Origin of the sequence: Pseudomonas sp. ANT_J28 (assembly GCF_008370005.1) — a bacterium.
Classification (GTDB): domain Bacteria; phylum Pseudomonadota; class Gammaproteobacteria; order Pseudomonadales; family Pseudomonadaceae; genus Aquipseudomonas; species Aquipseudomonas frigoris.
This window is the reverse complement of record NZ_VOBM01000008.1, coordinates 25393-42272: the sequence shown is the minus strand read 5'-3', so window position 1 is coordinate 42272 and position 16880 is coordinate 25393. Positions and strand designations below refer to the sequence as shown.

17 protein-coding genes and 2 pseudogenes are annotated in these 16880 nt (G+C 56.0%); 13 read left to right on the top strand and 6 right to left on the bottom strand.

Translation table 11 applies throughout. The features are described 5' to 3' along the window. Nucleotides 1-29: 29 nt before the first annotated feature. The 3 genes and pseudogenes from FQ187_RS30855 to FQ187_RS07350 form a co-directional block, all read left to right on the top strand. Nucleotides 30-317, top strand: a pseudogene (locus FQ187_RS30855) (cell envelope integrity protein TolA); the annotation flags it as partial. A 201-nt stretch (nt 318-518) separates the two neighbouring features. Continuing rightward, a complete protein-coding gene (locus FQ187_RS07355) occupies nt 519-773 on the top strand; it encodes a hypothetical protein (protein WP_149628956.1) in 255 nt (84 codons plus the stop codon). A 134-nt stretch (nt 774-907) separates the two neighbouring features. Beyond that, complete coding sequence (locus tag FQ187_RS07350) at nt 908-1546, top strand: recombinase family protein (protein WP_149628955.1); 639 nt, start codon at nt 908-910, stop codon at nt 1544-1546. 134 nt (nt 1547-1680) lie between these two features. On the opposite strand, the gene FQ187_RS07345 is transcribed toward FQ187_RS07350, so the two are convergent. Both FQ187_RS07345 and FQ187_RS07340 read right to left on the bottom strand, forming a co-directional pair. Next, nucleotides 1681-3177, bottom strand: coding sequence for a tyrosine-type recombinase/integrase (locus FQ187_RS07345; RefSeq protein ID WP_149628954.1), 1497 nt, complete (start codon nt 3175-3177; stop codon nt 1681-1683). 273 nt (nt 3178-3450) lie between these two features. Further along, nucleotides 3451-4644, bottom strand: coding sequence for an MFS transporter (locus FQ187_RS07340; RefSeq protein WP_149629065.1), 1194 nt, complete (start codon nt 4642-4644; stop codon nt 3451-3453). Nucleotides 4645-4837: 193 nt separating this feature from the next. On the opposite strand from FQ187_RS07340, the gene FQ187_RS07335 reads away from it, so the two are divergent. Further along, nucleotides 4838-5182 (top strand): hypothetical protein, encoded by a 345-nt coding sequence (locus FQ187_RS07335; RefSeq protein WP_178122686.1) that lies wholly within the window; start codon nt 4838-4840, stop codon nt 5180-5182. Between the two features lie 290 nt (nt 5183-5472). After that, nucleotides 5473-5664, top strand: a complete 192-nt coding sequence (locus tag FQ187_RS07330) for a DUF1508 domain-containing protein (RefSeq protein WP_008074435.1) — start codon at nt 5473-5475, stop codon at nt 5662-5664. A gap of 53 nt (nt 5665-5717) precedes the next feature. Here the strand turns inward: FQ187_RS07330 and FQ187_RS07325 are convergent, their stop codons facing one another. Beyond that, nucleotides 5718-5924 (bottom strand): hypothetical protein, encoded by a 207-nt coding sequence (locus FQ187_RS07325; protein WP_149628953.1) that lies wholly within the window; start codon nt 5922-5924, stop codon nt 5718-5720. 231 nt (nt 5925-6155) lie between these two features. On the opposite strand from FQ187_RS07325, the gene FQ187_RS07320 reads away from it, so the two are divergent. Together FQ187_RS07320 and FQ187_RS07315 are read left to right on the top strand one after the other, a co-directional pair. Continuing rightward, a complete protein-coding gene (locus tag FQ187_RS07320; RefSeq protein ID WP_149628952.1) occupies nt 6156-7079 on the top strand; it encodes a LysR substrate-binding domain-containing protein in 924 nt (307 codons plus the stop codon). 57 nt (nt 7080-7136) lie between these two features. After that, nucleotides 7137-7502 (top strand): 5-carboxymethyl-2-hydroxymuconate Delta-isomerase, encoded by a 366-nt coding sequence (locus tag FQ187_RS07315; protein ID WP_149628951.1) that lies wholly within the window; start codon nt 7137-7139, stop codon nt 7500-7502. Between the two features lie 3 nt (nt 7503-7505). On the opposite strand, the gene FQ187_RS07310 is transcribed toward FQ187_RS07315, so the two are convergent. The 3 genes and pseudogenes from FQ187_RS07310 to FQ187_RS07300 all read right to left on the bottom strand — a co-directional run. After that, nucleotides 7506-8441, bottom strand: a complete 936-nt coding sequence (locus tag FQ187_RS07310; RefSeq protein WP_149628950.1) for a LysR family transcriptional regulator — start codon at nt 8439-8441, stop codon at nt 7506-7508. A 132-nt stretch (nt 8442-8573) separates the two neighbouring features. After that, nucleotides 8574-9491, bottom strand: coding sequence for a DMT family transporter (locus FQ187_RS07305; RefSeq protein WP_149628949.1), 918 nt, complete (start codon nt 9489-9491; stop codon nt 8574-8576). A 16-nt stretch (nt 9492-9507) separates the two neighbouring features. Further along, nucleotides 9508-9787 (bottom strand): annotated as a pseudogene (locus tag FQ187_RS07300) (MFS transporter); the annotation flags it as partial. 460 nt (nt 9788-10247) lie between these two features. On the opposite strand from FQ187_RS07300, the gene FQ187_RS07295 reads away from it, so the two are divergent. The 6 genes from FQ187_RS07295 to FQ187_RS07270 all read left to right on the top strand — a co-directional run bounded on the left by FQ187_RS07295 (nt 10248) and on the right by FQ187_RS07270 (nt 16794). Then, nucleotides 10248-11630, top strand: a complete 1383-nt coding sequence (locus tag FQ187_RS07295) for a glutamine synthetase family protein (RefSeq protein WP_149628948.1) — start codon at nt 10248-10250, stop codon at nt 11628-11630. Nucleotides 11631-11809: 179 nt separating this feature from the next. Continuing rightward, a complete protein-coding gene (locus tag FQ187_RS07290; protein WP_149628947.1) occupies nt 11810-13459 on the top strand; it encodes a phosphoethanolamine transferase in 1650 nt (549 codons plus the stop codon). Between the two features lie 72 nt (nt 13460-13531). Further along, complete coding sequence (locus FQ187_RS07285) at nt 13532-14194, top strand: class I SAM-dependent methyltransferase (protein ID WP_149628946.1); 663 nt, start codon at nt 13532-13534, stop codon at nt 14192-14194. Between the two features lie 123 nt (nt 14195-14317). Then, nucleotides 14318-15451 (top strand): ribonuclease D, encoded by a 1134-nt coding sequence (rnd, locus tag FQ187_RS07280; RefSeq protein WP_129441972.1) that lies wholly within the window; start codon nt 14318-14320, stop codon nt 15449-15451. Further along, on the top strand, nt 15448-15741 hold the full coding sequence (locus FQ187_RS07275) for a YcgL domain-containing protein (protein WP_149628945.1): 294 nt from the start codon (nt 15448-15450) through the stop codon (nt 15739-15741). Before rnd ends, FQ187_RS07275 begins: the two co-directional genes overlap by 4 nt. A 120-nt stretch (nt 15742-15861) precedes the next feature. Continuing rightward, complete coding sequence (locus FQ187_RS07270) at nt 15862-16794, top strand: D-2-hydroxyacid dehydrogenase (RefSeq protein ID WP_149628944.1); 933 nt, start codon at nt 15862-15864, stop codon at nt 16792-16794. Nucleotides 16795-16880 lie beyond the last annotated feature (86 nt).

Sequence of the window (16880 nt, the reverse complement as noted above, 5' to 3'; positions counted from 1 at the left end):
CTATAACTTCAAATTACGCTGAGATAGTGAGTAGCATTGATGATTTGATCATAGAGCGAGTAGTTGAAAACTGGGCTCGCCCACCGTCGGCGCGAAATGGCATGGTGGTCGTTGTACAGGTTGAGATGGCGCAAGACGGAACGATGAGATCAGTCAATGTCGCCAAGTCCAGTGGAGATGTTCCTTACGATAACTCGGTGGTAGCGGCAGTCAAAAGTATCGGTCGCTTGTCGGAAATGCAGGAACTCAAGCCAAGTGATTTCCAGCCATACCGTTCATTCAAGCTAACATTCTCACCCGAAGATCTAGCCTTATGATCAATGGCGCCCGGCATGCGCGTAGGGTGCGTCGACGATTGGCCGTACATGCGTCTTCCTTGATGGTGGAAGTCACCATAGGCAAATAACCACTGACGGGCCCCTAGCGTTATTCCGCAGGGGCTTGGACTATCAAAACTCTGCTTGTTCGATAATTCCGGCAGCCAACATTCCATCACCACCCACTCAAGGATGACCACCATGCCAAACAATACAGAGGCCAACATCGCCACAGCGGACGTACTGACCTTGCTACTGCACAACCAACACGCGTTAGCCGCCGCAATTGAAGAAGTCGCTTTGTGGACAAGGTCAACTGGCTCGCCCGAAGAACATGACAACGCCATCACGGCGCTGGATGTCCTCGACACAAATGCCTCGGCCATCACGGCGCTGGATGTCCTCGACACAAATGCCTCGGCCATCACCGCTGGTATTCTGAAGTTGAGGCAATAACCGCTATCAAAGAAGTCTACTTTATTGGTAGGACGATAAGCTGTGCGTGCCATCTATCAAAAACCATTTGCAGATAGCTATATGATAGATTTATCATAGGTCTATCGAAATTAACTATAAAGGATAATCATCGAATGAAAGCTCATCTTTACCTTCGAGCCAGCACCAAAGACCAAGATGCTCTGCGAGCAAAAGCGAGTTTAGAATCATTCTCAAGCGAGAAAGGGCTCACCATTGCCGGTATCTACTCCGAACACATCAGTGGTACTACGCTAGATCGACCGCAGTTGATGCAGTTGCTGAATGCAGCGCAACCCGGTGAATGCATTGTCTGTGAGAGCGTTGACCGTCTAAGCCGTCTGTCCCAAGCGGATTGGGAAACACTGAAAGCCAAGATAAAAGCAAAGGGTCTACGCCTTGTTATTGCAGACCTGCCTACAAGTCACATGTTGATCGAGGACAGGGGAATCACAGGTCAGATTATGGAAGTCATCAATAGTATGCTGTTGGACTTAATGGCTACAATGTCGCGCTTAGACCAAGAAAAGAGGGTAGAACGGATCAAGCAAGGCTTGGAAAACAAACGTATTGCAGACCCGGCTTGGACACCAAAGGGCAAGGGTAAGAATGTCGAAAAATGGGCAAAGATTCAGTCGTTAATAGCCAAGCATCCCGGAATGTCGGCAGACGACATTGCCAAACTTGCTGATGTGGGCGTTGCAACGGTTTATCGTGTCAAGCAGCAGATCCAAGCAGCAGCCCCCCAGTACTAAAGGGGGCGGGGGAGGAATTTCATAGGTACCATACAGTAACCGGTAGCTACTAGTAGGTACATGTACCTGGTTCCGTTGTATGGGACGAAGGAAACCGGGCGCCCGAAATCTCTACTGTGCGTAATTGCATGCCTCTACGGTGATTGAATCGTGTCGCTTTGATTCGTCCATAGCTTCAATCGTGGTAGTTTTGAAATGGCTTTTAGTTTCTGCTCTGGGCTTGCCCCTCCGTCATACACATCAAAGGTCACCGTACCTGTCTCATGCCCCACGATCTCTGCAATTAGAGTCCCCTTTACGTTGGCCCTTTGCAGTTGGGTAACCACGGTCGCTCGAATACTGTGAAATACCTGAGTTCTTCCGAAACCGTGTGCAGTCTTGAGTCTGCCAAAAGCTTTCGAATATGGGTCCGACCGGATGCCATACTGATTTCGGCTTTTGGATGGAATCAAAAATCCATCCTCCTTCGATTCGTTAATTAGCCGACTAACGATTTTTTTGAGGGCGGGGTGGACTGGAACTGAGCGGATGCCCGCCACTGTTTTGCTGTCAATGACATCGAAACACTGCACGCCTTCGATTGTAACGACGTTATCCTTCGTCAATTGGCATATCTCTTCAATACGGGCACCCGTGTATAACCCGAATAAAATTAGGTCGGCGAGTATAGGTTGACCACGTTTGATTGCTGCGTCGTGCAGCAGAGACAAGCTTTCGAGGCTGAAATCCTTCCGTTTGCTGGCAGCCCTTTCCTTGGCACGCATCTTAGGTAACTCATGATGTTCAAACGGATTTGCTCTGTCCTTGTAGTCGATCCGCCACCTTTCATCGTTCCGAGTGGCCCACTTCCAGAACATACTTCCTGCTAGTAGATACTGGGTGAGTGTTTTGCTCTTCAACTGAAGTGAATTCAACCAAGCCGATATCGTATCGAATTCGAGAGGTCGCTGATTACTAGTCAGGAAGTCAGATAGCTTTTCAAGTTTTGATTCTTGTTGGTCAATCGTCTTTGGGGAGATTTTCTGGTTAACCCTGTGGGTTCGAAAGCTTGCCAGTCTTGCCTTCGTGATCGGTGATTTCACTTTGTGGTTGGATGGGTCTGTGACCAGTGAAGCCAATTCTTGACGTTGATCCAATGTGAACGGGTGCTTCGTCGTAATGGCTTTTTGCAGGAGGGTTTTGAACGCTCTGTTCAAGCTGTCTTGAAGCTCCAGTTCACCCGCTATACCTTTTTCCAGCTGGCTATCAACCACAAATCCAATGTATTCGTACAGCTCGGGGTGGTCGTGTTTGAATTTTTCTACCTCGGAAGCGGGTATCGATGATGGGGGCACCGTTTCGCCAATGATTGCCCGCTTACGGGTTTTGATTAATGCATCCACTTCCAATGTGGCTGCAATGACATTTTCCTGCCAACCTTCGGGAAGCTGCTTCTCCCTCCGCGCAGCTTGGATCTGGGCTCGCCAGATAGCCAAATGTGTGTGACTGGCATGCACTGCTTCGGTGCGTGATGCGGTCTTGAGTGATTGGACGAAAACCTTTTTTCCAATGGTTTTTTGCACATCCTCAGGCACTGCCAGTCGTGCATACCAAATTGATTCGTTTTTCTTGCGGAAGATGAAATCAGCCATAACGTCACCAAAAGCCTAATCCTTAGATTGTACTACTCACTTGTACTACTTTGCACCATGGAGGCCCCGTATTTAGGTGTTTTCTGGGGGTGATGTCTGTAAATTTCGAGTCCCTATCTCTCCGCCATTATTGAATAAGACTAAGCCCCTGAAATCGTTGAAGATTTCAGGGGCTTTTTCGTTTCTTGCATTTCGTTTTAGGGCAAATTTACCGCCTGTTTTCTCGGCGAGCGGTACGACTGTCTCGCGAAACACAGGCGGTATCGCGCTTTGCTATCGAACCTGAACTCTCGCCTGGATCACCCACAATCCCAGCAAAGACAGAACAGCAAAGCCCCCTCCCATCAAGAAAGTGCCCTGGAAGCCTACCGTGTCCCACAACGCCCCAGCGGTGACACTGGCCAGCAGCAAGGCTAACCCAGTCAACAGATTGAACATGCCAAATGCCGTCCCGCGCAGTTCAGCCGGCGCGCAATCGGCGATCAGGGCGGCGAATATCCCTTGGGTAAGCCCCATGTGCAGCCCCCATAGAACGACGCCGATGACCAGGCCATCGATACCTGGCGCGAACGCCAGAGTCAGGTCGGCAGCAATCAGCAATATCAGACCGACGCCGAGCACCGCCAGGCGGCTGACACGATCAGACAAGGCCCCGGCGGGATAGGCTGACACTGAATACGCCACCCCCATCAGCACAAGTACTGCTGGCGCCCACATCGGCGCCAGCCCGACGGCCTGACCGCGCAGAATCAGAAAGGCTTCGCTGAAGCGCGCCAGGGTGAACACCGCAGCGACACCCACCACCCACCAGTAGCCAGCGCCCAGTCGGGCTAATTCCCGTCGGCTCAAAGGCGCACGCACCCGGTGCGTCTCTTCCGCTTGTTTGGGCTCATGAACGAACACAAGCAGCACCGCGACGGCAAGGAAGGCCGGGATGACGGCCACCCAGAACACAGTCTGGAAGTGGTTCGCGGTTAGCCACATCAATCCGATCGCCAGCAACGGTCCCAGGAATGCACCAACGGTATCCAGACTTTGCCGCAGGCCGAAAGCTGCCCCCCGTATCGCTGGCGGTGTGATGTCGGCCACCAAAGCATCGCGCGGAGCGCCGCGAATACCTTTGCCAATACGGTCGATAAAGCGAGCCCCGATCAGCCAGTCCAGCGAGCCCGCCAAAGGAAAGATCGGTTTGGACAGCGCCCCCAGCCCATACCCCAGCGCCGCGAGCAGTTTGCGCTTGCCCAATCGATCACTGAGTGCCCCGGAGAATACCTTGGTGATCGAGGCCGTAGCTTCGGCTATGCCTTCGATGAGACCCACGGCCAAAACGGAGGTACCCAGTACGGTGACCATATAGAGCGGCAACAACGCATGGATCATTTCTGAGGAGATGTCCATCAGCATCGAGACGAAGCCCAACGCCCAGATGCCGCCAGGCATGGTGCGCCAGACGTTGCCGGTTGACATCTTCTTGATTGGCGCAGTAACCGAAGTGCCACCTGACTTGTCAGTGGTTTTCATCATGAGCCTCGAAACCTGTTTGCATAAGGCAGCTTATAGCGCCTCGCGATTCCACATCAGCATTTTCTGGCTTTCGGTGTAACCCTGGTCATTAGCTATCATGCAATACAGAGCAAATCACCGGATGACGGGGGAATGCATGAACAGATGGCGAAAGCTTTGGGTGTTTGTGAAGCTGGTGGCAGCATTTGCAGCCTGCCTGGCCGTTGCTGTTCAGGCTTTTAACTACATGTTGGAAAGTCCCGATGCAGCGCAGATGCACCCTTTGAGCATTGTGGTTGTTGGACTGATCTTTGGCTTCATCACCTATGGAATCCTTTCACTGATTGAAAGGGCTATACGGGGTTTCCTGCCCCATCCTGACCCAGTCACCACCACGGTAGCGGCTCAACCTCAAACAGAACTTGAGGAAGATGCCGTGCTGGCGGAAGAACAGCCTTTGGCCCTGTCAACTGACGATTCAACTCAGCAGAAAAATCAGTGAACAGTCTGTATGGCATGTATTACTGGGCGATCATCAAAGGCTCGAATCAGAGTTTTTGCGTCGGACCAGACAGCATCGCAGCGTAAGAAAAATATGCCTCTTCAACGGAAAAGTTACTTAGCGCAGTCGCCCAATTTACCGCCCCCCGAATCTGTTGGTCGTCCCGACAGTCAAGGCTGTATCTGCGAAACATCCCCTGACATTGAAAGACCCTGCTGCAAAAAATCCTCATCTACTCTCGTTTCGCAGATCACTGATCTGCCGTCATCAGCAATCGCAAGGAGCGAGCAATGTATTTTGAGATTTACAGGCAAACCCGTGGCATCGCACAGACCGGCAAAGGTCAATGGCGGTGGCGTTTGAGGGCGGGAAACCATGAAACGATTGCCAGCGGGGAGGCTTACGTCAACAAGTCTGATTGTGTGCATGCCATCAGTTTGATCAAAGGGACCCACGATCAGACCCCGGTCAAGGAAATCTAGGCTTCAGGTGGTGAAGCTGCTCAGTCAGAGCAGCTTCGTTTCAACGGGAGGTCTTACGGTTGTGAGTGGCCCAGTTTTCGTTTGATCAGGTCGTAGACGTCCGTGTGGGTGGAGTTGTGCAGGGTATTACTCTTGCAGGCCAATTTGAGAAACGTTTTAACCTCTTCTTTGGCGTGAGGGTAAAGGCCGGCGACATAGTCGGCTTCATGGTCCTGAGTGCAGTTGAAGTGTTTGTCGTCTTTCGCTTTATCTCTAGCCATTGATGGGCTCCTTTGAGTTCAAATGGTTGGGTGGTCAGGGCTGTTTTGCCCTAAACGTTGCTGAGCTTAGAGACGCAATCGCTTCCCGCCAGATGAACAAAGAAATCAGGAAGAGGATGTAAGACCAAGCCGTTGCCTGAATCTGGATTAAACGCAAACTGTTTGAGTCGCATAGACGCCGATTGCGGCACCTACCTAAACTGTCATCAGATCTGGGAGCAGGGTCAGTGGATGAATCGTAACGAACTACGCAAGGCCGACATCAACCTGATGGTGGTGTTTGAAACGCTGATGCTTGAACGCAACGTCACCCGGGTGGCGGAGAAATTGTTTCTCGGCCAGCCGACCATCAGTTCGGCGCTCAATCGCTTGCGCACGATGTTCAATGACCCGCTGTTCATACGTGTCGGGCATCGTATGGAGCCAACGGCGCGGGCCGAGGAGATTATTCTGCACCTGTCGCCGGCGCTGGATTCGTTGTCGGTGGCGTTGAGCCTGACCCATGATTTCGACCCCGCCAGCAGTACCATGACCTTTCGTATCGGGCTTTCGGACGATGTCGAGTTTGGCCTGCTGCCGCCGTTGCTGCGTGCCTTGCGCCATGAAGCACCAAAGGTGGTGTTCGTGGTGCAGCATGTCGATTACTGGCGGATTCCGGATTTGCTGGCGTCCGGCGATATCACCGTTGGTATCAGCCAGACTCGCGGGCTGCCGGCCAACGCCAAGCGCAAGTTGTTGCGGCACATCCTGCCCTGCATTTTGCGCGCGGACGCATCGGACACACCGTTGACGCTCGATGAGTATTGCGCGCGACCGCACGTGCTGGTTTCCCACACCGCCAATGTCAGTGGTTACGCCGATGAGTGGCTGGCGGAGATTGGTCGTACGCGCCAAGTCGTCCTTTCCGTGCCGCAATACAGCTCGCTACCGGCCTTGCTAGCCGGGACCGATCTGATCGCCAGTCTGCCGGACTACGCCGCCGGAGCGATGGCTGCGTCCGGCCAGCTGTTCAAGGAGCCGTTCCCGTTCAAGGTGCCGACCCTGGATCTGTCGATGGTCTGGCTCAGCCATGTCGATACCGACCCGGCCGAGCGCTGGTTGAGGTCGCGGCTGGAGGCGTTCATGAGTGAACGCGCGGTTTTACCGCCCCAGTGAGTAGGGCGATGCTGTGTTATATGTACGACCTTTCTGCCAACTTTCAGGAGCTCAGTCATGCCTCACCTGCACATGGAATACACCGCCAACCTGCCCGAGCTCAATGCCGACGTGGCGTTGATCCGGCTCAACAATGCGTTGGTGGCTTCCGGTCAGTTTGCTGCCGAATACGACATCAAGAGCCGAGCGGTGAAGGTTGAGACATTCAAGGTCGGCACGGGGTTAGGTGAACGGGCCTTCGTGCATGTGAAACTGTCACTGTTGAGCGGTCGCTCACCGCAGATCAAGAAGCAGTTGTCCGAAAGTTTGCTGGCCGTGGTGCAGGAGCTGTGTGATTGGCCGACGGACATTGACGTCCAACTGGCTGTGGAAATCCTCGACATCGATAGAGAGTCCTACACCAAGATCGCCATCAGCCACTGAGTTTCAGGCCATTTCCTGCTCGGTGCAGGCCTTGACCACTTGCTCGCGCAGCCATGTGTTAGCACTGTCCTGATCGACATTCTGGCTCCACTGCATGTCGAGGCTGAAACCCGGCAAGCCGTTGGGCGCTTCGCAATGATTGAAGATCGCGTCGTTGGCCAGCAATTGCTGGATACGCCGAGGCAGGGTCAGGATGAAGTCGGTGCCGGTGATCATCTTCAGTGCCGCGCTGTAGCTGTTGGAACGCGCGACGATCTGCCGTTTTTGTGCCTGCTGCGCCAGCCAGCCGTCGACCATGTTGGTGGTGGAGGTCCAGGGTGTCGGGAACACGTGCCGACGTTCGACGAAGGCTTGCAGGCTTAAACGCGGCTCCGGCGGTGTGGCACGTTTATCGAAGACACAGACCAGGTCGTCCTCCAGCAGCAGCCGGGATTTGAAATCGCCGTGACTGCGATGAAAGTTCGGGCCGAAGCAAATCACCAGGTCGAGGCTGCCATCGCGCAGTTCTTCGGCCGGGATGTCGGTTTCGAACTTGTGCATGTTGACCATCACCGGCAGGTCAGCGAAATCGAAGCTTTTCAATAGACGTGGCAGGATCAACTGCTCGAAGTATTCCGGTGCGCAGATATTGAAGGTGACTGGTTGCAGGGTGGGGTCGAACGCTGGCGCACCGGCGTGACACAGGTTGATGCTTTCCAGGATCTTGAGCACGTGGGCGTACATCGTGCTGGCTTTGTAGGTGGGGCGCATACCCGCGCGGGTATTGATGAACAGCTCGTCTTCGAAACTGGTACGCAGTTTTTTCAGGCAGTAACTCACGGTGGACTGGCTGACGCAGAGCGCCTCGGATACACCGGTGACGCTGCTTTGCTCATACACGGCGATAAATACCATGAGGTCCTGCATATCGAGCTTTCTAAGCAAGTTACTGTTCAGCATCCGTTTCGTCTCGCTGTGCTCCTTGCGCTGACTGTGCGCAAACTTGTACGAGTGATCCTAACGGAACGATGGTGCCAGGAGAATGCTTTGTAGGAGTTTTCATGGAAGGTTGTGGGGCAGTTCCAGAGACCTTCAGCCCTGAACGGCTGCAGGCACCCCGCGGCGGCTGGACATCAGCAGTGCCCACATACCGGCTCCCACCAGCAGCACGCCGATGATTTCCAGCGGCAATGGCGACTGACGTAACCAGAACCAGTGAAACAATGTGAGGAACAGCGTGCTCAGGTAAATGTAGGAAATGACCGAGGAAGGGGGGATAACGCCAATGGCCCGATGCAGCAGCCAGAAGGTCGCCAGCGTGGCGAACACCGCCAGGTAAATCAGCCACCAGAAATCGCTCACGGTCAGCAATGACGCCGATCGCCAGCCGCCGCTGAACCCACAGAATGCCAGCAGAAACAGCGCCCCGAACAGCATGTTCCAGAAAGTCATGCCCACCGGGCCGCGATTCTTGAGGCTGCTGGCCTTGAGCCGTTGACTCAGGGGCGAGTAGAGCGCCATCGCCAGGCAACCGACGCCATACACCGACACTGCATACAGCGAAGGCAGCTCACCAAGGCCTGCGCCTTTCAAAACCAGCAACACGGCCCCGGCAGCGGCAATCAGCATCGGCAGCACCCGTTGTTTCAGGTTGCTGTCGGGCATCAAAACGGCTTCGAACAGCAATGTCAGCAAAGGCACCAAGGTGAACATCGTCCCGGTGTTGACCGACGAGGTATAGCGCAGTGCCTCGAACAGCGAGCCGAAATACACCGCCAGCAGCAAGCCGAGCACGGCATGGCCGAACAGTCCGCGGGCGGTCATGGCGGTATCGCCTTTGAACAGCAGCAGCGGCAAAAATACCAGGGCGCAGAACAACAGGCGCAAACCGGTCAGCAGGATCGGGTCGATGGCCTGGCTGACCTGTGCTGCCGCAGAAAACGATGCAGCGATCAACAGTGCCCAGAGCAGCATGCCGACGTGAGCGGCGGCGAAACCGGTGTGTTTCATGATGTGAGTTCCTGGGTCAGCGAATGTGTTGGGCGTAATGCCGCGGATCGAAGCGCAAGACCATCAGGATCATCAGTGCCATGACGCCGGTCAGTGACCACCAGGCCCATTCGAAGCTGCCGAGCTGATCGCGGATCAACCCGGCAATCAGCGGTGAGAGACCGGCGATCAGGTAGCCGATGCCTTGCACGAACGCGGTCAGGCCGCCGGCACGCTGGGGATTGTCCAGATGATCCAGGGACACAATCAGGCTCATCGGGAACAGTCCGCCGATGCGAGCCCAAAGAACATCGCCAGCCCCATCGCCATCACCGGCAGCATGGTCAACAGCGAGGCCAGCTATCGGACCTTGAATGACAAGGAGTCGATTAGGCGCGCGAGGCCTGCTGGCAGCAAATCAGAAAGTCCGGAATGGTATTTAGAAATTAAATAAGACTCCGTTCACCCACTCCCTATGCCGTGGTGCTACTCAATTGTTTAGCCAGCCCAGAACCAAAGTTCTTCAAATCCTGATTTAACGACTTATCTACCCGTGTGACGCTGCGGCTCATCTGTTTCCTCTGGTTTTTTCTATGGACGGTTCTCCCGTCGCACTTCCCTCCGAATTAGCTTTTTGGGCGCTGTGGCACTGCCGTCACGCGCGCCCACCGGATTCCTGCATTTCCCGTTGATTGTTCCTACAGGTCCCGCGCTATACGCCGGGATCAAAGCGGCGGCGCCTGTGCGTTTGCCTGACGCGGAAATAAGAGAATTCCCATGAGTGTTGCCACGACATCTTTCGCCTCCAAGCAAGAAGCCCTGACCTTTCTGGAACAGAACCCGGATATCGAGATGTTCGAGTTGTTCATCCTCGACAACAACGGTGTACCTCGGGGCAAGTTGCTGCACCGCGATGAATTGCTGGCGGTGTACGAAAGCGGGCGGCCATTGCCGAGCACCATTCTTGGCCTGACCATCAACGGCGATGACGTGGAAAACTCCGGCCTGGTCTGGGACGTTGGCGATATCGACTGCCGGGCGTACCCGATCAGCGGCAGTTTGGCGCGCTTGCCGTGGCGGCTGATGCCTACGGCGGCGGTGCAGGTCAGCATGCACCCGAAGGAGGGGATGCCCGCGACGATTGCCGATCCACGGCATCTGCTGGCGAAAGTCATCGAAGGCTTGCAGGCCGACGGCTATTACCCGGTGATGGCGGCGGAGCTGGAGTTCTATCTGCTGGATCAGCAGCGCGACAGCAATGGTCGGCCGCAACCGGCGCGGAATGTCGATGGTGGACGACCGCGAGGCACTCAGGTTTATGGCTTGCGTGAGCTGGAGCAAATCGAACCATTTCTGGCCGATCTCTACAGCGCCTGCAAACTCCAGGGCATTCCGGCGCGCACGGCGATTTCCGAATACGCGCCGGGGCAAGTGGAAATCACCCTCGAACACCGCACCGACGCCTTGCAGGCGATGGACGAAGCGGTGCGCTACAAACGACTGGTCAAGGGCGTGGCGCACAAGCACGGGATGACGGCGTGCTTCATGGCGAAACCGTTTGATGACTTGGCGGGTACAGGCATGCACATGCACGTCAGCCTGGCGGACAAGGAGGGCAACAACCTGTTCGCCAGCGAAGCCCCGGACGGCACGCCACTGCTCAAACAGGCGGTCGGCGGGATGCTCAGTACGTTGCTCGATTCATTGCTGCTGTTCTGTCCGAACGCCAACTCTTACCGTCGCTTCCAGACCAACAGCTATGCGCCGCTGGCGGCCACGTGGGGCGTGGACAATCGCACCGTGAGTTTGCGCGTGCCCGGCGGGCCGGCGTTCTCACGGCATATTGAGCACCGAATCTGTGGCGCCGACGCCAATCCATATCTGGCGGCTGCGGCGATTCTGGCCGGGATCCATCGCGGTATACGCGAACAACTCGATCCTGGTGTGCCGGTGGAGGGCAATGGCTACGCGCAGGCCACGGAACTGTTGCCGACTGACTGGTTGACTACGTTACGAGCGCTGGAAGGTTCGATCTGGGCTCGGGAAGCGTTCGGCGGTGAGTTCCTCGGCGTGTACCTGGCGGTAAAACGTGCCGAGTATCGACAGTTCATGGGCGAGGTCGGCGAACAGGACTGGCGTTGGTATTTGAATCAAGCCTGAACAGAACCTGAAGCATTCTCAAATAAGTTGACCGTTTTTGCCTCTTGCCATGAGCCAACTAATCGTTGGCTTCTTTTTCACAAAAAATTGATGGTTGGCAGCCTAAACTTAGTGATGTTACGGCCAATGAAATTTTCACATTTGGCGAAGGCACTTTTATTCAGGAACAGCCGATCATCATGTTGAAGATTAAAGCCGTGCGCCCCGAGTGGGTGACACTGATTTCCAGCGCCTTTCTATTGGCAGGATTCAATTTCGTTCTCTGGCAACACCTGTTTGAAATCACGGCCTCTGACGGTCAAGGCATCGTCATGCGTGTGGCATTCGGGGCGATGATCCTTGCTGCTTTCAACATTGTGCTGACCCTGCTGGCGTTCCGGCCGGTAATGAAGCCCGTTTTGACGCTGATCTTTATGGTCAGTGCCAGCGTCGCGTACTTCATGGGTCAATATGGCGTGCTGATTGACACCGGCATGTTGCGTAACTTTGCGCAAACTAATGCGACGGAAGTGCGTGACTTGCTGTCGTTGAAGTTGCTTGTTTATATCCTTGTGCTGGGTGTTTTGCCGTCGTTGTTGTTGTGGCAGATCCCGGTTAATTACCGCCGCTGGCACCGTGAGCTATTAAGTAAAGCACTGGTAACTGTCGCGTCGGTTGCCGTGATTGGTGGCGTTGCACTGGTTAACTATCAGGGCCTGTCTTCGTTGTTTCGCAATCATCATGAATTGCGCCTGATGGTCGTGCCAAGCAATTACATCGGTGCCTCTTTCGGCTTTCTTCGTGAGCAGGTTGCATCTGCGCAGCAGCCCTTTGTCAAATTGGGTGAAGATGCCCAGCGAAATCCCGCCTGGCAAACCCATGAGCGCAAATCCCTGACTGTGCTGGTGGTGGGCGAAAGTGCCCGGGCCGAGAACTTCGGCATCCTGGGGTATAACCGTGACACCACACCCAAACTGAGTAAAGAGGCCGGCCTGATCGCGTTCACCGACGTGCATTCCTGCGGGACGGAAACAGCGGTGTCGGTGCCGTGCATGTTCTCCGACATGGGCCGCAAGAATTACAACGCCAGCAAGGCGAAGAACCAGGAAGGCCTGCTGGACGTACTCAAACGCGCGGGTCTCGACGTGATCTGGCGCGATAACCAATCGGGCTGCAAAGGCACTTGCGATAGGGTTACCGTCGACGACGTCAGTAACCTGAAAGACCCGGTGCTGTGTGCCAATAGCGAATGCCGCGATGAAATCCTGCTGCAGGGTTTGCAGCACTTCATCGATACCCTGGATAAAGACACGGTACTGGTGTTGCACCAGATGGGCAGTCACGGTCCGGAATACTTCAAGCGTTACCCGAAAGAGTACGAGCGCTTCACCCCGGTTTGTGAAAGTAACGCCCTGAACAATTGCAGTCGCGAAAGTATTGTTAATGGCTACGACAACACCCTGGTGTATACCGACCACGTGCTGTCCACCCTGATCGATTTGTTGCGTAGCAATCAGGACAAAGTCGATACCGCGATGCTCTATCTATCGGACCACGGCGAATCCCTGGGCGAGTACAACTTGTTCCTGCACGGGACGCCTTACATGCTCGCGCCGGAACAACAAAAACATGTCGCGATGCTGGCCTGGTTTTCCGACAGCTATCAAAAGTCGTTCTCGGTGGACGCTAATTGCCTGCAACTGAATCGCGAAAAGCCCTTGAGTCAGGACAACCTGTTCCATTCGATGCTCGGTTTGCTGGAGGTCAAGACCACGGTGTACAAGCAGAATCTGGATATGTTTGCCGGATGTCGTGGTGCGGTAAACGACGGTGTGTTGGCCAAAAAGTGAGTACCTCAACCTTTTTTCATGCACCGGCCGCTAACCTGTGGCCGGTAGAGTATCCCCCGAGAGCCATTGCACATGTCCGCTCAACCCCCATCTGCCATCGAGCTTGAGATCGCCCGGCGCTACGATCAGGAGCACGCCCGCGTCTGTCTTCAGCCGCGACCGCGTGGCCTGGCCGGGCGGTTGACGTTCTGGCGTGACGAGCAATTGGTGCGCAACGCGCTCAAGGCTGCCGGCGAGCCGGGCCTGATTCTCGATTTGGCCTGCGGTGTCGGGCGCTTCTGGCCGGTACTGGCCGAGCATGCAAACCGGGTCATTCTCGCGGCCGACCCGTCGCAGGACATACTCGATCATGCCCGCACCCACCATCCGCAGAGCCTGCTGAAACGGGTCAAGACCTTTCAGAGTTCAGCGTTCACCATCGGCTTGTCGGCGAATGCGGTTGACTGCATTTTTTGCATGCAGCTGTTTCAACACATCGCCTGCCCCGAGCATCGCTTGGCCATGCTTAAGGAGTTCCATCGGGTCAGTCGCGATACGGTGATTGTGGGGGTTCGGGTCGATGCTCATTTCAAAGGCCGGCGCACGGATGCACAGGGCGTTCCGGCCCGACCGTTGGCCAGCAAGGCCGACGTGGAAGCCGAGTTCAAGCTCGCAGGTTTGCGCGTTCTCAGTCATCAGGACTTTCTGCCCGGCTTTGCGCGGATGCGCGTCTACGTACTGCGTAAGGCCGGCTAGTCTCCGCTTGTCAGACATTTCTTGCTGTTTGGCAGGCATTTTCGCTAAAGCTCTTGTTCAGTGGAGGCGCGGAAATCGCCGGGGGCGATATATACTGCGCGCCATTCTTCAAGGGAGAGCCGTGTGGCCATCGATATTCACTGGATTCGCGACAACGATAGCCTCGGTCAGTTTTGCGCCGAGTGGCAGCAGCTGCCATTCGTTGCCCTCGACACCGAATTCATGCGGGTCGACACCTTTTATCCGATTGCAGGCCTGCTGCAGATCGGCGATGGCGTACGCGCTTACCTGATTGACCCACTGAGCATCGACAACTGGCAGCCTCTGGCCGCGTTGCTGGAAAACCCCGCCGTGGTCAAAGTCGTCCATGCGTGCAGCGAAGACCTCGAAGTCCTGCTGCGCCTGACCGGCAGCCTGCCGGCGCCGCTGTTCGACACCCAGTTGGCCGCTGCTTACCTGAACCTGGGTTTCTCCATGGGGTATTCGCGGCTGGTGCAAGAAGTGCTGGGCATCGACCTGCCCAAGGGCGAGACCCGTTCCGACTGGCTGCAACGTCCGCTTTCCGACACCCAAATCAGCTACGCCGCCGAAGATGCTTTGCACTTGGCGGAAGTTTTCGTACAGCTTCGTCCGAAGCTTTCTGACGACAAGTACGCCTGGGTCCTGGAAGACGGCGCCGAGCTGGTGGCCAACCTGCGCCGCGAAGTTGATCCGTATGAGGTCTATCGCGAAGCCAAGCTGGCCTGGAAGCTCTCCCGTGCCCAGCTCGTCGTATTACGTGAACTGTGCGCCTGGCGCGAGCGCGAAGCCCGCGCCCGTGATCTGCCGCGTAACCGCATCGTGCGTGAGCATTCCCTGTGGCCGCTGGCGCGGACTCAGCCGGACAACCTCGGCGCGTTGGCGAAAATCGAAGACATGCACCCGCGTACCGTGCGTCAGGACGGCGAATTTCTGCTTGATCTGATCAAACGCTCTGGCAGTGTGTCGCCTGATCAATGGCCGCCGGCAGTGCCGGAGCCTTTGCCGGTGGACGCTGCCACGCTGGTCAAACAGCTGCGTGCTATCGGCCAGGCCGAAGCCGAGCGCCTGAACATTGCGCCGGAACTGATGCTGCGCAAGAAAACCCTGGAAGCGCTGCTCAAGAGCGGCTATCCCAACGGTCCTTACCAATTGCCTGATTCGCTGCGTGGCTGGCGCCGCGAATTGATGGGCCAGGCGCTGCTCGACAGCCTGGCCACCGCCGGAGAACAGCCTTGAAACGTATTTGCTCCATTTATCGAAGCTTGAAGAAAAACGAGATGTACCTCTATGTGCTCAAAAGCGATGCACTGGAGCGCGTCCCGGAAAGTCTGATGGTCGCCTTCGGCAAACCGCATCACGCCTTCGACCTGGTGCTGACCCCCGAGCGCAAACTGTCGCGCGAGGACATCACCGTGGTGCTGGAAAACCTTGAGAAGCAGGGTTACCACTTGCAAATGCCGCCGGCTGAAGATGAGTACATCGAACACTTGCCGGAAGAATTGCTGCGCCGCAACGACCCGATGTGATCGGCAGACAGGCTCTGTTCAGAGCCTTTATGAAACACTGGAATGATTTTGGCGAGGGCCAGGGCGATGGAGCGTTACTCCATCGGCGGCCGTCAGCACTGTTTTTGAAAGGTTTGAACCATGCGCGTTCTGATTGCTGAACACGACCACCCGGTGTACGCCCAGCTGTTGCGTCAAGCAGCGCCCGACCTGGAAGTGCTGACCAGCGGCGACTCTGCCGAACTGGCCAGCCAGGCCGCTGATTGTCCGATCTGGCTCGGTCAGCCGGACCTGCTGGCGACCTTGCTGCGTCAGGGCCACGAGCCACAATGGCTGCAATCGACCTGGGCGGGCATTACGCCGCTACTGGCCGACGGCTTGCCTCGGCACTATCGCCTGACTCGGGCGGTAGGGATTTTCGGTCAGGTCATGGCCGAATACGTGCTGACCTACATGCTCGGCCACGAGCGCGAAGTGCTGCCGCGGCTGGTCAGCCAGGTCGAGCGCAAGTGGGACAGTCGCCAGGGCCAAAGTCTGGCTGGGCGCAAAGTATTGATCGTCGGCACCGGTGACATCGGCCAGACCGTGGCGCAGTTCCTTCTGCCGTTTGGCGTCGAGTTGTACGGCATCGCCAGCGAAGCCCGTGAGCAGGCACCGTTTACTGAAGTCGGGGCGCTGGCTGATTTGCCGCGTCTGGTCGGTGAGGTGGATTACGTGATCAATCTGCTGCCGAATACGCCGAACACCCATGACCTGTACGACGCGGCGCTGTTCAAGCAGTTCAAGCCGACCGGGTTGTTCATCAACGTCGGGCGCGGCGTGGCAGTGGTCGATGCGGACTTGGTGGAAGCCTTGAAAGAAGGGCATCTGGCCGGTGCTGTGATTGACGTCTGCCGCCAGGAACCGCTGCCGCAACGTCATCCGTTCTGGACCGCGTGGGGCTTGCTGCTGACTGGCCACAGCTCGGCACCGACCTCGCCATCGATGATGGTGAATCTGTTTGTCGAGAACCTGCGGGCGTATCAAGCGGGTGAGGCGTTGCGCGGGGAAGTGGATTTCAATCGCGGTTATTGACTTCACCGCAATCAAAATGTGGGAGCGGGCTTGCTCGCGAAGAGGCCGGCACATCCAACATCAATGTTGACTGACAGACCGCTTTC

Excerpts from the sequence above, each read along its gene's own strand:
- FQ187_RS07355 (WP_149628956.1), top strand. The coding sequence starts at position 519 with ATGCCAAACAATACAGAGGCCAACATCGCCACAGCGGACGTACTGACC.
- FQ187_RS07270 (WP_149628944.1), top strand. The coding sequence starts at position 15,862 with ATGCGCGTTCTGATTGCTGAACACGACCACCCGGTGTACGCCCAGCTG.
- FQ187_RS07330 (WP_008074435.1), top strand. The coding sequence starts at position 5,473 with ATGTATTTTGAGATTTACAGGCAAACCCGTGGCATCGCACAGACCGGC.
- FQ187_RS07320 (WP_149628952.1), top strand. The coding sequence starts at position 6,156 with ATGAATCGTAACGAACTACGCAAGGCCGACATCAACCTGATGGTGGTG.
- FQ187_RS07295 (WP_149628948.1), top strand. The coding sequence starts at position 10,248 with ATGAGTGTTGCCACGACATCTTTCGCCTCCAAGCAAGAAGCCCTGACC.
- FQ187_RS07340 (WP_149629065.1), bottom strand. The coding sequence starts at position 4,644 with ATGTCAACCGGCAACGTCTGGCGCACCATGCCTGGCGGCATCTGGGCG.
- FQ187_RS07290 (WP_149628947.1), top strand. The coding sequence starts at position 11,810 with ATGTTGAAGATTAAAGCCGTGCGCCCCGAGTGGGTGACACTGATTTCC.
- FQ187_RS07335 (WP_178122686.1), top strand. The coding sequence starts at position 4,838 with ATGAACAGATGGCGAAAGCTTTGGGTGTTTGTGAAGCTGGTGGCAGCA.
- FQ187_RS07315 (WP_149628951.1), top strand. The coding sequence starts at position 7,137 with ATGCCTCACCTGCACATGGAATACACCGCCAACCTGCCCGAGCTCAAT.
- FQ187_RS07325 (WP_149628953.1), bottom strand. The coding sequence starts at position 5,924 with ATGGCTAGAGATAAAGCGAAAGACGACAAACACTTCAACTGCACTCAG.
- FQ187_RS07310 (WP_149628950.1), bottom strand. The coding sequence starts at position 8,441 with ATGCTGAACAGTAACTTGCTTAGAAAGCTCGATATGCAGGACCTCATG.
- FQ187_RS07350 (WP_149628955.1), top strand. The coding sequence starts at position 908 with ATGAAAGCTCATCTTTACCTTCGAGCCAGCACCAAAGACCAAGATGCT.
- FQ187_RS07305 (WP_149628949.1), bottom strand. The coding sequence starts at position 9,491 with ATGAAACACACCGGTTTCGCCGCCGCTCACGTCGGCATGCTGCTCTGG.
- FQ187_RS07285 (WP_149628946.1), top strand. The coding sequence starts at position 13,532 with ATGTCCGCTCAACCCCCATCTGCCATCGAGCTTGAGATCGCCCGGCGC.
- FQ187_RS07345 (WP_149628954.1), bottom strand. The coding sequence starts at position 3,177 with ATGGCTGATTTCATCTTCCGCAAGAAAAACGAATCAATTTGGTATGCA.